This window comes from Mycoplana dimorpha (assembly GCF_003046475.1).
Taxonomy (GTDB): Bacteria; Pseudomonadota; Alphaproteobacteria; order Rhizobiales; family Rhizobiaceae; genus Mycoplana; species Mycoplana dimorpha.
In genome coordinates this window covers 28,361-43,583 of the sequence record NZ_PZZZ01000010.1, presented here as the reverse complement: position 1 = coordinate 43,583, position 15,223 = coordinate 28,361, and the positions used below count along the sequence as shown (strand labels likewise).

At 58.9% G+C, this 15,223-nt stretch carries 11 protein-coding genes; 9 read left to right on the top strand and 2 right to left on the bottom strand.

Going from position 1 to position 15,223, the window contains the following annotated elements:
* The first annotated feature begins 454 nt into the window (after positions 1–454).
* The 5 genes from C7449_RS19800 (at position 455) to C7449_RS19780 (ending at position 8,903) form a co-directional block, all read left to right on the top strand.
* Complete coding sequence (locus C7449_RS19800) at positions 455–4,267, top strand: vitamin B12-dependent ribonucleotide reductase (RefSeq protein ID WP_108004638.1); 3,813 nt, start codon at positions 455–457, stop codon at positions 4,265–4,267.
* A gap of 268 nt (positions 4,268–4,535) precedes the next feature.
* The gene (locus tag C7449_RS19795; RefSeq protein ID WP_108004637.1) at positions 4,536–5,669 is read left to right on the top strand and encodes a patatin-like phospholipase family protein; all 1,134 of its coding nucleotides are present in this window, start codon (positions 4,536–4,538) and stop codon (positions 5,667–5,669) included.
* Complete coding sequence (locus C7449_RS19790; protein ID WP_108004636.1) at positions 5,666–6,718, top strand: cyclic GMP-AMP synthase DncV-like nucleotidyltransferase; 1,053 nt, start codon at positions 5,666–5,668, stop codon at positions 6,716–6,718. The genes C7449_RS19795 and C7449_RS19790 overlap by 4 nt, the downstream gene beginning before the upstream one ends.
* Before the next feature lie 17 nt (positions 6,719–6,735).
* Positions 6,736–8,421, top strand: coding sequence for a ThiF family adenylyltransferase (locus tag C7449_RS19785; RefSeq protein ID WP_210204767.1), 1,686 nt, complete (start codon positions 6,736–6,738; stop codon positions 8,419–8,421).
* Positions 8,421–8,903: a Mov34/MPN/PAD-1 family protein gene (locus C7449_RS19780; protein ID WP_108004634.1), complete on the top strand. Its 483-nt coding sequence runs from the start codon at positions 8,421–8,423 to the stop codon at positions 8,901–8,903. The genes C7449_RS19785 and C7449_RS19780 overlap by 1 nt, the downstream gene beginning before the upstream one ends.
* A gap of 47 nt (positions 8,904–8,950) precedes the next feature.
* On the opposite strand, the gene C7449_RS19775 is transcribed toward C7449_RS19780, so the two are convergent.
* Together C7449_RS19775 and C7449_RS19770 are read right to left on the bottom strand one after the other, a co-directional pair.
* Positions 8,951–10,084: an SH3 domain-containing protein gene (locus C7449_RS19775; protein WP_245414460.1), complete on the bottom strand. Its 1,134-nt coding sequence runs from the start codon at positions 10,082–10,084 to the stop codon at positions 8,951–8,953.
* Positions 10,085–10,831: 747 nt separating this feature from the next.
* Positions 10,832–11,197 carry a hypothetical protein gene (locus C7449_RS19770; RefSeq protein ID WP_146165110.1) on the bottom strand — a complete coding sequence of 122 codons (366 nt, stop codon included), beginning with the start codon at positions 11,195–11,197 and terminating at the stop codon, positions 10,832–10,834.
* 443 nt (positions 11,198–11,640) lie between these two features.
* Here C7449_RS19770 and C7449_RS19765 point away from each other — a divergent pair, with 443 nt between their 5' ends.
* The 4 genes from C7449_RS19765 (at position 11,641) to C7449_RS19750 (ending at position 15,223) form a co-directional block, all read left to right on the top strand.
* Positions 11,641–12,246 carry an excalibur calcium-binding domain-containing protein gene (locus tag C7449_RS19765; RefSeq protein ID WP_170115959.1) on the top strand — a complete coding sequence of 202 codons (606 nt, stop codon included), beginning with the start codon at positions 11,641–11,643 and terminating at the stop codon, positions 12,244–12,246.
* A gap of 243 nt (positions 12,247–12,489) precedes the next feature.
* Positions 12,490–12,816 carry a hypothetical protein gene (locus tag C7449_RS19760; protein WP_170115958.1) on the top strand — a complete coding sequence of 109 codons (327 nt, stop codon included), beginning with the start codon at positions 12,490–12,492 and terminating at the stop codon, positions 12,814–12,816.
* Between the two features lie 159 nt (positions 12,817–12,975).
* Positions 12,976–14,427 (top strand): DMT family transporter, encoded by a 1,452-nt coding sequence (locus C7449_RS19755; protein WP_108004631.1) that lies wholly within the window; start codon positions 12,976–12,978, stop codon positions 14,425–14,427.
* Positions 14,408–15,223, top strand: coding sequence for a hypothetical protein (locus C7449_RS19750; RefSeq protein ID WP_210204766.1), 816 nt, complete (start codon positions 14,408–14,410; stop codon positions 15,221–15,223). The genes C7449_RS19755 and C7449_RS19750 overlap by 20 nt, the downstream gene beginning before the upstream one ends.

Genomic DNA, 15,223 nt, shown 5'->3' with positions numbered 1-15,223 from the left:
ACTTGGCCGATGTCCCCATTTTCCACAGCGGCCACACACAACATGTAGCGTCCACAAATCCGTCACAAACCACCCCTTGACGGAATCGGCTGCCATGGCGTTAATGGTCGCTAAGTTGCAACGGCGACTGGGCCGGAGTGTTTTAAGTCCGGTTCTCAAATCTGGAAATCGTGATTTGTGACCATGCGTCAGGGTGGATGAGCCGCCAAGCCGCAGGGGCCTTTTTGCGCACGTTTTCTTGATTGCCGAAGCGGCCCATGGGGCTGGCATAAAGCAGCTGTTGATACTATATTTAGTGTTTGCAGCCGCGCCCGGCACAAGATACAGGGTCCTCGATAGATCGGGTTTCCCGCACATTGAAGAGAATCGGGGCTGGCTGCGACAGATCGTGGCCGGACGGGACAATTGCGCCCTGCGTTTGCGCAGGCACGCGGCGAGAGAAGGACAACGGACCATGCGCATAGAACGTCGCTTCACCAAGCAGGGCCAGTCGGCTTATGCCGACATCGAATTCCGCAAGGCCACCAGCGAGATCAAGAATCCCGACGGCTCGATCGTGTTCCGTCTCGCCGACATCGACGTTCCTGCCCAGTTCAGCCAGGTCGCCGCCGACATCCTGGCCCAGAAGTATTTCCGCAAGGCGGGCGTGCCGGCGCGGCTGAAGAAGGTCGAGGAGAACGACGTTCCCTCCTTCCTGTGGCGATCGGTCCCAGACACCGAAGCGATGAAGGACCTGCCGAAGGACGAGCAGTTCGGTTCGGAAACGGACGCCCGTCAGGTATTCGACCGGCTCGCCGGCACCTGGACCTACTGGGGCTGGAAGGGCGGCTATTTCGACAGCGAGGAAGACGCGGCGGCGTTCAGGGACGAGCTCGCCTACATGCTTGCCACCCAGCGCGTCGCGCCGAACAGCCCTCAGTGGTTCAACACCGGCCTGCACTGGGCCTATGGCATCGACGGCCCCGGCCAGGGCCACTTCTATGTCGATCCCTTCACCGGCAAGCTGACCAAGTCCAAGTCGGCCTACGAGCATCCGCAGCCGCACGCCTGCTTCATCCAGTCGGTCGAGGACGATCTCGTCAACGAGAACGGCATCATGGACCTGTGGGTGCGCGAGGCGCGCCTGTTCAAGTACGGCTCCGGCACCGGTTCCAACTTCTCGCACCTGCGCGGCGAAGGCGAAAAGCTTTCCGGCGGCGGCCGCTCCTCCGGCCTGATGAGCTTCCTCAAGATCGGCGACCGGGCCGCTGGCGCCATCAAGTCCGGCGGCACGACGCGACGCGCCGCCAAGATGGTCGTCGTCGACATCGACCATCCCGACATCGAGGAATACATCAACTGGAAGGTCAAGGAAGAGCAGAAGGTCGCAGCCCTCGTCACCGGCTCGAAGATCGTCGCTTCGCACCTCAAGGCGATCATGAAGGCCTGCATCAATTGCTCGGCGGACGGCGACCAGTGCTTCGACCCGAACGAGAATCCGGCCCTGAAGCGCGAGATCCGTGCCGCCAAGAAGAGCCAGGTTCCGGAAAACTACATCAAGCGCGTCATCCAGTTCGCCAAGCAGGGCTACAAGGACATCGAGTTCAAGACCTATGACACGGACTGGGATTCGGAAGCCTACCTGACGGTCTCCGGCCAGAACTCCAACAACTCCGTCTCGATCAAGGACGACTTCCTGCGCGCCGTGGAGAATGACGGCGACTGGCACCTGACCGCCCGCAAGGACGGCCGCGTGATGAAGACGCTGAAGGCACGCGACCTCTGGGAATCGATCTCCTATGCCGCCTGGGCCTCGGCCGATCCGGGCCTGCATTTCAACACGACGATGAATGACTGGCACACCTGCCCGGCCGCCGGCCCGATCCGCGCGTCCAACCCGTGCTCGGAATACATGTTCCTCGATGACACGGCCTGCAATCTCGCCTCGCTGAACCTGCTGCAGTTCAAGGATGCGGCAACGAAGCGAATCAACATCGCCGACTACGAGCACACCGTCCGTCTCTGGACGATCGTGCTTGAAATCTCGGTAATGATGGCGCAGTTCCCGTCCCGGCAGATCGCCGAACTCTCCTACGAGTACCGCACGCTCGGACTCGGCTATGCCAATATCGGCGGCCTGCTGATGTCCTCCGGCATTCCCTATGATTCGGACGAGGGTCGCGCCATCTGCGGCGCGCTGACGGCGATCATGACCGGCGTCTCCTACGCCACGTCTGCCGAGATGGCCGGCGAGCTCGGCCCCTTCCCGGGCTTTGCGCCGAACCGCGACAACATGCTGCGGGTCATGCGCAACCACCGCCGCGCCGCCTATGGCGAGACGTCCGGCTACGAGGCGCTGTCGGTCAACCCGGTCGCGCTGATCCACGATGATTGCACGGACCAGGACCTCGTCGTCCACGCGATGAGCGCCTGGGACAAGGCGGTCGAGCTCGGCGAAAAGAACGGCTACCGCAACGCGCAGGTCTCGGTGATCGCCCCGACGGGCACGATCGGCCTCGTCATGGATTGCGACACCACCGGCATCGAGCCCGACTTCGCGCTGGTGAAGTTCAAGAAGCTCGCCGGTGGCGGCTACTTCAAGATCATCAACCGCGCCGTTCCCGAAGCGCTCCGCACCCTCGGCTATTCCGAGGCCCAGATCGCCGAGATCGAGGCCTATGCGGTCGGCCACGGCAACCTCAACCAGGCGCCCGGCGTCAATCCCGGCTCGCTGAAGGCCAAGGGTTTTTCGGACGAGAAGATCGCCGCCGTCAACGCCGCCCTGAAGAGCGCCTTCGACATCAAGTTCGTGTTCAACCAGTGGACGCTCGGCGCCGACTTCCTCAAGGACACCCTGAAGGTGTCCGACGAGCAGCTCGCCGACATGAGCTTCAACCTGCTCGAGCACCTCGGCTTTGCGAAGAAGGACATCGAGGCGGCCAACATCCACGTCTGCGGCGCGATGACGCTGGAAGGCGCACCGTTCCTCAAAAACGAGCACCTGCCGGTGTTCGACTGCGCCAACCCGTGCGGCAAGATCGGCAAGCGCTATCTCTCGGTCGAGAGCCACATCCGCATGATGGCGGCCGCCCAGCCGTTCATCTCGGGCGCCATCTCCAAGACGATCAACATGCCGAACGAGGCGACCGTCGAGGACTGCAAGAACGCCTACATGCTGTCCTGGAAGCTGGCGCTGAAGGCCAACGCGCTCTACCGCGACGGCTCGAAGCTGTCGCAGCCGCTCAACGCTTCGCTGATCGAGGACGAGGCGGACGAGGATGCGGTCGAGGAACTGCTGCAGGCGCCGGCGGCCGCCGCAGCGGTGACGGTCACCGAAAAGATCATCGAGCGCGTGATCGAGAAGGTCACCCGCGAGCGCGAAAAGCTGCCGAACCGCCGCCAGGGCTACACCCAGAAGGCGATCATCGGCGGACACAAGGTGTATCTGCGCACCGGCGAGTTCGGCGACGGCCGCCTCGGCGAGATCTTCATCGACATGCACAAGGAAGGTGCCGCCTTCCGCGCCATGATGAACAATTTCGCCATCGCCATCTCGCTCGGCCTGCAATATGGCGTGCCGCTCGAGGAATATGTCGAGGCGTTCACCTTCACCAAGTTCGAGCCGGCCGGCATCGTCATCGGCAACGACGCGATCAAGAACGCCACCTCGATCCTCGACTACGTGTTCCGCGAACTGGCCGTCTCCTATCTCGGCCGCAACGACCTCGCCCATGTCGATACGTCGGACTTCTCCAACACCGCGCTCGGCAAGGGCATCCAGGAAGGCAAGACCAACCTGATCTCCACCGGCTGGACCCGCGGCTACAAGCCGACCATCGTCCCGGGCAGCGGCGGCGAACGCCAGCTTTCCGAGCCGAAGGGCGCTTCGACCGCGGCACCGGCCAAGGCCGCCGCTTCCGGCAACGTCACCGCCTTTGCCGGCAGTGCTGCCCGCAAGCTGGAGCCGACGGTTGCGATCTCCACCTCCGAAATCGTCGCCTTCAAGCGCGACTACGAGGAACGTGCGGCCGAACTGGCCGAGGAGGTCGCCGAAGAGGCCGCCAGCGAAGCGCAGCCGGCCGTGACCGCCCTCTTCTCCGACAAGGCTGCCGCCGACGCCGCCAGCGCCAAGGCCGACGCCAAGAAGGTGGAGAACGAGCGCCGCATCCGCTCGATCGCGCAGGGCTATACCGGCAGCATGTGCTCGGAGTGCCAGAACTTCACGATGGTGCGCAATGGCACCTGCGAGAAGTGCGACACGTGCGGCGCAACCAGCGGCTGCAGCTGAGGGTTGGTGGAGTTTGCGGTGTCATCGGAAGCATAGTTTGGTCAGAAAGTACCAAAGTCTGCCTCCAACACCACTAATCCAGCGAGGATTGCCCCAATAGTCCTCGCTGTCTGGGCGAACGGCACTCCTTCAGGCGAGCCACTGCGCCGCCGATAGGAATCCGGGCATCGAGAGGTGCCCGGAAAATGCTCCTCAGAACAAATCGTGAAACAAACGGAATAGTTGGAATCAATTTCAAACCACCACTTATTTAAACGGGCCAAGCTCTATGAAGGATGAAATCGAAAAGTCGCGTGTTAAGCCATACCGCGTCCTCTGCATCGATGGCGGCGGCATGCGCGGCATTTACACCGCCGCTCTACTGGACAAGCTTACGGGCTACTACGCCCGTCTCCGGAACGTAGAAGCTCTGGACTTCGGCAAAGGCTTCGACCTCATTGCAGGGACCAGCACAGGGGCGATCCTCGGATGCGCCGCTGCCATCGGCCGACCGATGTCCTCGATTGTTGCATTGTACGAACAACATGGCGCTGCAATCTTCCCCCATCGCATTAAGGACGGTTTCTTAAGCCCGCTCTGGCGGGCCGTGACAAAGGGCGGGCGAATTGTCCGTGCGGGCGACGCAGCATTGCAGTCGGCTTTGCGAAACGAGCTGCAAGACATCACGATGAAGCAGGTTCTGGACAAGCGCGGGATCGGCCTTTCTATTCCTGCTGTATCCATGGAAAAGCATCGAGCGTGGGTGTTCAAAAAGACGCCCAGGAGTGGCATCCGCGACGACAATTATCGTTTGGCCGACGTCTGCCTCGCCTCAAGCGCGGCACCCATCTACCGATCACTCGCGGCGGTGCTGGAACCAGATGGCGGTTTAGACAACTTCCGAGTATTTGCGGATGGCGGCCTTTGGGCGAACAACCCGGTCCTCGTCGCCATGATCGACGCCCTATCCTGCGCTGAGCCGACACAGCCAATTGAGATCTTTTCGATCGGAAACGTTTCACGTCCGGCTGGATCGCAGATCCAACCCAAGAACGTTCATCGGTCGATGCTATCCTGGAAGCTCGGAGCTGAGATCGGCCCGCTATCCATCGATGTGCAGGAGTTCGCCTACGACCACATGGCGCGCTTTTTCGCCGATCACTTCACCAAGTTGGGTCGTCCTGTGACACACGTCCGAGTACCACAGCAGGAAGCCGCCGCGACCATGCTCCAGTACCTCAGCCTGGACGAAGCCCGCCCAAAGGCTCTGAAAGCCCTGATCACACACGGCCATGACGATGCGGACATGGTGAAATGCCTGTGCGACAGTCCCGGCCATCTGGAGGGCCGGATGATCCACACTCTTCTTAAAGACGTCCCCCCGATGCCGAAGACAGGCGTCCCGACGGAGGTGTTTCAATGAAAAACTGCCATGCTCAGGTGCTGAAGTACCAGCGAACTGAGGTCAAACTTTCCGACGATGACCGCCAGGACATCAAGGACAAGGCCGACACGAACCGCAAGCGCCTCAAGGACGGACTTGCGGCGAACGGCGATCCCAAGCCCATCGGCATGCACACCCAAGGATCGTATTCTATGAAGACAATGATCCAAGAGGAAGACGGCGACTACGACATCGATGACGGCGTCTACTTCCAAAAGGACGATCTGGTCGGGCCACAGGGCGGCGAAATGTCAGCCCTCGCTGTCCGCAAAATGGTCTGCAACGCCTTGCAGGACAAGCGCTTCAAAACGCCTCCGGCGGTCCGAAAGAACTGCGTCCGCGTCTATTACGACGATGGCTACCATGTCGACGTTCCCTCGTATCGGAAGATTAAGGTGAAGGATCCGATCTCGGGTGATATGAAGGCAGCCTGGGAGCTTGCGAGTTCAGACTGGAAGCGTTCCGACGCCCGGGCGGTCACCAACTGGTTCCGAACTGCCAACGAGACGAAATGCTCGGACGCCAGCAAGGACGGCAACAGCGGTCAATTCGTGCGCATGACACGACTGATGAAAAAGTTCGCCAGGAGCCGGGCTTCATGGAAATCGCAGACGACCTCGGGCTTCGCAATCTCACGCCTCGTGGAGTACTGCTACTTGGAAGACGAGCAGCGCGATGACCAGGCGTTCCATCGCCTGATGAAGGAGATCCATTACCGCCTCGGGTACGACGACACCATCGAGCATCCGACGCTAAACGGCGAAAATATCGTGGATTCAGGCGATGCGAAGGTTGCCTTCTTCCGGGACTGCCTCGAAACCAATCTCAAGCATCTTGAGGTTCTCGGCGATCCGGACTGCACCCATGATCAGGCGATGAAGGCCTGGGACAAGGTTTTCAACACCGATTGGTTCAAGGATCAGCCCGATCCGCACGCGGAGAGAAAGCTCGATGGTCGCATGAGCAGCGGCCCCTTCATCAAACAAGGGGAAGCGAGGTATGCGGCTTCCAAGGAGCGGTTCGCATAAGCATGGTGTACCCCGCCGTGGACATAGATGCATGGTTCGAGACACTCGAAGGCGCGTTCGAGGGCAAGCTTCCCGACGATCATTCACTGATACGCACATTTGGCGGACAGGGGTGGCGTATGCGAACAATGGGCGTCGGGCTTGTGGTTCTCGCTGATAGAGACTTCCCCTACTCTAAGCCGCAGGCGTTCGTTGAAGCCTACGACAGGAAGCGTCCTCAGCCACACATAGAACCGATCGCCAAAATCGGCGAGCTTGGACGTGTCTGCCTAACCACGCCGACGACGCCGAATGACCCGCTCTTCTCCGTTCAGGCCGCAGTTCGCGATGCGCGCCTCCTTCTGCGCGCGAACGAGAAAGGCGAAGAGGATGAGGATTTCCGCAACGATTTCGGATCGTATTGGAGCCACTATCTGCCTGAGGGCGCTAAAGCCGCCCGCCTTTGGGGACTGTCACGCCAGGTGAGCGGAATTGGAGCATTCGCCCACGCCAGTGACGGAACCTACTATTGCTTTCCGGACAAAGTCAGCCTCAGGCGGTATTCGAGCCACTTGTGGAACGCCGTCGTCCGCGACCCTCACCAATTTCCAATCGTCGAGTTGCGGAAGTTTCCCCGCCCGGAAAGGTTTCCAACCGATACCGAGACACTGCTTGCATTCCTGAAGCGCTACACCGTCGACGGACTGCACGCTGTCGGACAATTGCTTCGGGCGCGTCCCCGACGCCTCCCGATCGTCTTCTCGGGCACCGCTCCCAATGGTCGTGTTTTCAAGATAGCTGTTGCACTCGTCATCCGGCAGGACGCTAAGAGGCGACCGCTTGTGAAAGCGCATATACATGCAAAGCTGGACGACGAGGAAGTTGTCCGCCTCTACGATGCTTTTCCGCTGGATACTCGACATCTCGACGCGGCCCTGACAAGGCTCAGCAATCGCGATCTGACAACCATGCACTGCAAGGTCGTCTTCGTCGGCTGCGGTGCACTAGGCTCTGGCATCGCAATGATGCTGGCAAAGGCGGGCGTCACCCGCTTCGTTCTCGTCGATCCGGAAATTCTCGGATGGGAAAACATTCGCAGGCACGAACTCGGTGCCGAATTTGTCGGCGAGCCAAAGGCGGTGGCGCTCAAGCGCCGCATTGAGCGGGCCATACCGGATGTAGAGGATGTGCAGGCAGTTACGGGTTCCTTCCAGCAGGCGATAGAAGCCAATCCGGGTCTGCTTGAAGATGCAAACCTCGTCATCGCCGCTACGGGCGACTGGGGATGCGACGCCTATCTCGATAGGGCTGTGTCTGTACGCGAGGTGCCGCTTCCCACCATCTACACCTGGACGGAAGGCTTCGCGCTCGCAACGCATGCCGTTCTTATTTCCGGGAAAGGCGGGCACTTCGTGGAAGGTTTTGATGTGTCTGGTTCCTTCAAGGGAAAGGCTTCCGATGCCCAGCGCGATACCCCGCCAGAGTGCGGCAACACGACTTCCCCCTTCGGAGCAGTTGAAGCCGCCCAATCGCAAGCGCTTGCCGCAAAGCTGGCTCTCGAGCTTCTTGGCGGACGGCACGATGGCGAGGATGTCTGGCGCACGCGAACCTGCGAGCAATCGACGCTTGAGGATGCGAATGGCACGTGGACGGAATACTGGCTCGAAAGTCGTGGCGAGCCGTCGGAATTCGGTCAGATATCCGAGGCGGCTTGGGAGTTCTGATGTCGCCACTCATCGTCCAGTTCGATGACCTCGCAGTCGAGATATTGCCGGAAGCCATGTCGTTGATCCTCCATCATCGCCAGCGACGTTTCTATTACCGGGAGTCCGGCGGGCAGATGTTTGCGCGACTGTCGCCAAACCGCTGGTGCATCGAAGTGGTGACGGGTCCTCGTTGCGGTGATCGGCGCGGTCGCTTCCAATTCTGGCCGGATCGACGGGCAGAGCAAGACGAGATCAACAGGTTCTACGATCAAGGCCTGGAGTTCGTCGGGGATTGGCATACACATCCGGAGGATTTTCCCCGACCATCGCGGAATGACATCGACAGCGTGGACAACATAGTCCGAAAGTCCGTTCACAGTCTTCCAGGCATCCTCATGTGCATCGTCGGGCGCAAGGATCCACCTGACGGTTTGTGGCTTTCCTTTCACAGTCATGGCGGAGACATGCTTGCGCCTAAATCAGTGAGATGCGTCTGGTAGGCCGCCATAGTAAAGCCCTCAACGAGCTTGGCATCCCTCGCGATCTACTACTCGCAGCAGACCTGGCGGACATAAGTGTTTCCAAACGTCACCAACGAGTCGGAGGGTATGGCTCCTTTGTCCTTGAGGGCCGACGAAATCGCCCGCGCCTCGCCCTCCGAAAACGTTTCTTTGAGAGTGACCGCAAACCAGCCGTTGGCGGCTAAATGGGCGGCAAGAGCGATCGGTGACGAGCGAACATACTTGGACGCCTCATCAAGGTCGTCGAAGCTCTTCACCTGGATGAAACGTTGGCCAAACTTGCGCTGTTCGAACTCCTCCACCCACACCCAGGAGTAGTGCATAAATCCTCGACTTCCACCCGCCGAGACTTCATACCAATCACCAACTTTCCGAGCGATATCAACGGGCGTGCCGTTCTTGAGCTGAACACGTGACTTCGCATCGGCGTCGCTACCCGCCTTCACCGGAGCGCGCCCCTTAGGATGCTGTACGATTCCACTTCGGGCTTGCGGAATACTGAGTGAAACCACGTTCACTGGACGCGAAAAAGCCTTCGGAGCGGCAGCAACCTGCTCGCTGGCTCGTGCCGCGCCATCGACCGTTGTGACGCGATAGCGTGCCATCTCGCTTCCAGAAAGATATCTGATGTCGTTACTGTCGTAGCTTAGGGACAGCTGCAAAAGCCCCGGATCGACACCCATTTCGTTCATGTACCCGATTACTTCCGCAGTGATTTGCTGAACCATTGACACCGCATCGTGAACCTGGAGGCCTGTGGTGTCGTTAAACGACGATTTGTGCACCCCAATGGATCCAGGCTCCGCGGCGCGCGAAACACCACCTAGAAAACTCAAAGAGCAGGCGGAGGCACACTCAGCGTTCCGAATCTGCATAGTCGACAGATTGAAGGACCGAATAAGACGGCCCAGTTCCATGGCTTTCGCGACATTTCCACCTGGGCTGTTGAACGTTACTGCGGCTGGGCGGCGAGCCGTGACAGCGCGTGTGAATTCTACAAGGCTGTCGGTAGCTTCAAAGCGGCCGTGCACCACTAAGTAGGAGACGCCGTCAGGTGTTGATTGCGATTGGTATTCGAGGTCGGCATGGGATGCGCGGCTCGATAACGCGAGCAGAGCCATCGCGAACAATACGCCTCTAATGCACAAAGACTGGTTCATGCGCCCCCCAATGTGGAGGTGAGCCATAATTCCCCACGCCTTGCAAGGGGGTATTAAGGGACACTCAATCAATCAAAGTATTCTCTGTCGCCCTCGCTGGCTTTGTGTCGTGTTTAGCCGAAACGCGCCTGCCAGCCTAAAGCTACCCGCCGATATCGACCAACTCCTTGAACTTGCCGCCTGCGTCACGACGAACGTAACGCTCGTCCGGTTCATGTAGCAAAATGCCAACCAGGTTCCACACCTCGGGATAGGCGCGATCCCGGAGAATCGGCTGCTGGTGTCCGTGGACGGGGTCACGCGCGCTCACACCTCGGCATTCGAATGATTACCATCATGCGCTGCAACCCTGAAAGATCCTTGCGGATCGGACGTGATCCAAACCCTGGCGAACCATTTATTGGTTCGATTAGTCCCCAAATAGGTTCAGTGTCCGTCATCGATTTCATCCTTTCAGGTAGGCAGCAACGCGTGCTTGGAGCCCCTTCTCCTGAACCCGGACGCAGCCAAAAAACTGTCATTCACCTAGCGGGAATCCGACCCGAGTTAGGAAGGCGGCCTGATACCGGATGTGGAGGAGCCTGCATGCTGGCAAACGTATGCGCGTTCATCACTATGATGATGGGATTGTGGCCCAATATCCGCGTCTCACCCAGTCGAAATCCGTCCCGTCCCCGAACAGAGCGATCCGCCCGGATGGAGTTGCCACATTCAGCGCTTTCGCGGCCTCTCGGAGATCGTACCAAATCAGTTCTGCATCCGCCCGGCGCTAGGTATCTTCTGCATGATTAAAGGAACGCCGAACCCACCGCTCGCGTCTAGGGGTGTCGAGCCAAATCTGAACGATGAGGTCGAGCCGAGGACCGCTGCGCAGACCGCTGCTAGCCACGCGAAAAAGGTCTGTCCGCATCTGAATGGCAGGAAAGGCTCGGGGTAATCAACAATAGGCGGAGCCATTATACGCACATCATCTAGGACGCTGGCCGTTAGCTCTGCCCACCCCTCTGCTATGTCCCCGACCGAGCCTTCGCGGTCGCGCTCCACGATCCACTCGAAACTTGTCTGAAGGGCATCCCTCAATCGGTCGGGCAACTCTGTTTCGGGTTTCAGCATGAAGCATTCTTTCATTGTTTTATTTCGTCCGCCTAAGCCTGCCGGTGGAGCACAACGTCCCGCTCAAGTGCAGTTCATGTGTCGCGAGCGGCAGAATTGAGCGACTGGTCGGCAAAGACCCGCTTCGGGTTGGCGTTCTTCTCTTAAGCAGGTCAGTTTCTATCGCCGCTGCACATTTCAATGTGGAAAAGCTTCGGCAATTGTGCCCATCCGGCTACACAAAAAGGTTGAATCAAACAACATTCTGCACGGTCAAATAGGATACAGACACCCAAGCAACGGTGCGTTCAAATAATAGCAATCGCCTCCGGAGAGTCGCCGCAAACTGCATGCGCGTAGGGTCGCCCCGATAGGTAAGCGCCCGATGCCACCGCCGCCAAATGAGTGAAGACCCACCGAAAAGCCAACCCGCAGAATCCATCACGAAAATGAAGGTTCAAACAATGAAGCACCTGATCATTGCCTCCATCGCCCTCATGGCCTCACCAGCATTTGCCGGAATTTCGCTCGTTGACGGCGACACCATCAAAATCGATGGGCAAACTATTCGCATTGTCGAGATTGATACGCCGGAGACCTTCCAGCCCCGGTGCGAACAAGAGCTGATTAAGGGACTCGCGGCCAAAGAGCGGTTGCGTGCATTGCTGCAAAGCGGCCCGGTTACATTCAAGCCGACCGGCACTGACCGCTATAAGCGGACGCTGGCAAAGGTTTATGCGGGCAAGGTCAATGTCGGCAAGGCGCTGATCGCCGAGGGCCATGCCCTGCCATATCAGCCGGGCATCGAGGCCAAACTTGCGCGATTGAAAGTCTGGTGCGGCGATGCGGCAAGCTTGGATGACAGTTTCGGTGGAGTTGCCAACCCTATGCCGCTTGTACAGCAGGCGCAGGCGCAGGCGCAATCGGAAGAACGCACACCCAAAAACAGCAAAGTCTATTACCGCAATTGCGCTGCAGCGCGGGCAGCAGGCGCGGCCCCTATCCGTGCGGGCGAGCCCGGCTATTCGCGCAAACTCGACCGCGATGGCGACGGGGTTGCCTGCGAATAATTCTAGCGCAAACGCGAATGCTAGCCCGAGAGCGCCGTCTACGGCGCTGCCCTCGACTCTTCATCAAGTTGTGCCATGATCTCCTTTGGGCAACTGGGGGATACCAATTGAAATTCGTGGTTTTTGAGCGGCTCGGTACAGCCGCGGTGGTAGCTTTTGCCTTATCAAGCTGCACCACGACGCAGGCGGAACTCCGAAAAAATCCCAATGGCATCAGTAAGGCCGCTCTCTGCAGGACACTTGTTGAAAACCGAGATCCGTACTTCCGGCAGGAAATTGCCGGTGAACTTGGCCGACGAAGTATCAATCCCTACGACTGCTATGGGATGGTACAGCAGCAAAACCAAGCCGCTGCTGCGCTCGTGGCTGTTGCTCTCGTCGGTACAGCCGTCGCGGTGTGCGCAAACAACAACTGCGGTGGAGGATCCTACTATTCTCCGCCAACCTACCGAGGAAATTGCCGATACGACTGGCAGTACGACGCGGCTGGAAACCGTTGCGGTAGACGAAGCGCCTACTCGCGGCCGGGAGGTTGGTGATGTGCATCATACAGTTACTACTGCCATCTGACTGGAAGACACGGCAAACGATGGTTCTGCTCCGAAGAGGAGGCGATCCCCGCAGGATGCCGCGCTCCATTGTGGGGGTGCAGGTGACGCAGCCGCGCTCTCTTGGGCATCTGCCTGTTCGCCTGAAATTAGTATCAACACATTCGGCTTGTGAATCGACATGGCAAAACGCTTCGAAGCATTGAACCGCCTCATCGACAGTGTTCGTGAATCAAATCACGATTTCCGGATAACGACGGATCCGTTTCCTCCGCTTGACTCAGAGAAGCTGGCGAAGACCATGGAGCTCGCCAAAAAGGGAGCTAACAACGGCGCGGAGGACAAGCCAGTCCAGTCAGCGAAGGCGCTCGACGATGTCGAGAAAGAGATCTTAAACAAGGTCGAGACTGAGCGTGACGACTCCTATCAGATCCTCGAGGATCAGCTCCATACATATGCCACGAGAATGCAGAACCTCGATTTCGACGGACATTTCGGCCGGATCAGGCAGGCCAATATTTCGAGCCTGACAGACTTCAAGGCGGATGTCGCAGGGGGACGGGACGAGCTTTTCGGGCTCCGGCGAAACCTCAAGGAGGCGGACGAGGAACTGGCCAACTTCAAAAAGGATAACGGCCTGAAGCGCGTTGCGCAGACGAAGTCGGAGCTGGCAACCTTCATAAAATGGCTGATTATCGTTGCCCTCCTGATTGCTGAGACCATCGTCAACGGGATTTATCTGGCGCAGGGAAGCGACCAGGGCCTCGTCGGCGGGGTCGGCCTAGCGTTCGGCTTCGCCTTTGCGAACGTCGGCGGCACCGTCCTGCTGGCATTGGCATTTGTGCCAAACATCGTCCACCGATCCTGGTTCCGGAAGCTGTGGGGGTTGATCGGGATCGTTCTGTGGCTCTGCCTGGCGATCGGCCTCAACATTGCGATGGCTCATTATCGAGAGGCTGCGGCGGCTACGGCGACTGACATCGGCGCGACGGTGATGACCCGCCTGAAGACCGACCCGTTGGCCCTGCGGGACATCGACTCATGGATCCTGTTTGGAACCGGTTTCATCTTCTCCGCCGTCGCGCTTTTCGACGTCTTAAGCATCCGCGACATCTATCCCGGCTACGGAGGCGTGCATACTCGCTACGTGAAGGCGCGCGACAACTACGTTTATCATAAGCTGGATCTGATCGATCAGTTGAAAGACATCCGGGACGATCACAACACCAAGGTGGACACGATCATCCGGGACTTGACGATCCGCCGTCGGGAATGTGCGTCGATCATCGAGAACCGCGCGCGGATCGTAAGGCTGTTCAATGACCAGCAGGACCGGCTCGAGGAATGCGCTAGAAAGCTTCTCACTATCTATCGCGAGGCAAACAGGCAGGCGAGGACGAAGCCAGAGCCGAAGCACTTCTCCACGCAATACAAGCTGGAGAGAAGAAAGCCGGTCATCGATACCGGGGACGATTGGAACGACAAGGAACTGGCTGCGCGGATCAAAGCGGCCGAAGACGAACTGGCGGAGCAGATGCGGCAAATCGGACAGGAATTCGAGAGTGCCGTGACCGCCTACCATCAGCTCGACAATCTGTTCCCGGAGAACATCAATGTCCAGACGACGGCGTAAGAGAAACAGTGACGTATCCGTCGGGGCGGTGATTGGGGCTATCCTGCTAGTCCTGATCATCATTGGCTCTGTGGGAGCATTCTTCTACCTGCGCGAGAGAGCCAAGCAGGTCGCAACGCTGGACTCCGAACTCTGCCCTGCGGATGGCCCGACGTCCATCACGGCCGTTCTGCTCGACATCACGGATCCGATCTCGGACATCACCAAGGTCGATCTCAAGCGCCAGTTCCAGAAGACCGTGGCACATATTGAAAAGGGTGGTCTAATCGAAGTCTATACCCTGACAGATAGAGAAGGCTCCCTCACTCGCACCTACAGAGGCTGCAATCCCGGCGATGGAGAAAGCGCCGACGAACTGATCTCGAACCGCAAGCGTATCCAGGCGCGTTGGGAAGAGGCTTTCGACAAACCTCTGAAGGAAATCGAAAAGCAGATCGGTGAGGGATCCGAAGGCAAGCAGTCGCCCATCATGGCGGGCGTCCAGCGCATCGTGATCGAGAGCTTTTCGGACAGCAAGCTCGACGACAGTATGAAGACGCTGATCGTCGCCTCAGACATGGTCGAGCACACGCGGGCATTTTCCATCTACAAGTCAGGTACGGACTACGCCACATTCGAAAAGAGCGGGGCGAGAGACAAGTTTCGAACCCCTCTCGACGGCATTGGCGTCAAGGTGCTCGCTTTTCAGAGGGAAAATACGAAAACCCTGCAGGAGTTGCCCGAGTTCTGGCTGCAATGGGTGAGCGCCAACGGTGGCGAATGGATAGGCTTTGAACGACTGGCGGGGTTGGAGTGA